This window comes from Pseudoalteromonas sp. Z1A6, from assembly GCF_011378745.1.
Lineage (GTDB): Bacteria > Pseudomonadota > Gammaproteobacteria > Enterobacterales > Alteromonadaceae > Pseudoalteromonas > Pseudoalteromonas arctica.
The window spans coordinates 1-516 of sequence record NZ_WTKW01000723.1 but is presented as its reverse complement, the minus strand read 5'-3'; the positions used below and the strand labels follow the sequence as shown (position 1 = coordinate 516).

General features: G+C 30.6%; 1 pseudogene. It reads left to right on the top strand.

Going from position 1 to position 516, the window contains the following annotated elements:
- Nucleotides 1-77: 77 nt before the first annotated feature.
- Nucleotides 78-516: pseudogene (locus GQR46_RS20505) on the top strand (hypothetical protein); the annotation flags it as partial.

Genomic DNA, 516 nt, shown 5'->3' with positions numbered 1-516 from the left:
TAAGTGCTCTAATAAACGTTAGTATAATTGGGTTTTTTTCAGCGATAACAAAATGGGTATATTTTATCGCGATTACGATGCATTTTTTCATTGCTTTAAATTATTTAAAAACAAGTATTGCAATACGTTATATATTAATTCCATTAGCTATGCCTGTAGCTTTGCAAGTAATATCTATTTTTTTAGGGCATAGTAAAGCTACTGAGGCAGATGGATCAGTAAGCTTTGTAGGTGGTTATAATCACGAAGCGGTATTTTCTATTTTAGTATTTACATACCTTTGTATGTTAACACTTGTTTCAAAGAAAAAGATAAAATTTCAAAATGCATTAATAATAATCTCAATATTTAGTTTAATAATGGCTAATTATAGAACGACACTACTCGCGTGTTTACCTGTGCTTATTTTTTATATGTGGACTCAAGTCACCTACTCACTAATAAAAACTCAAAGATTGGCTATTTCTTTATTTTTGACAGTTGCGGTTGTAGGTTTCGGCGGGATTTTGGTCGTTT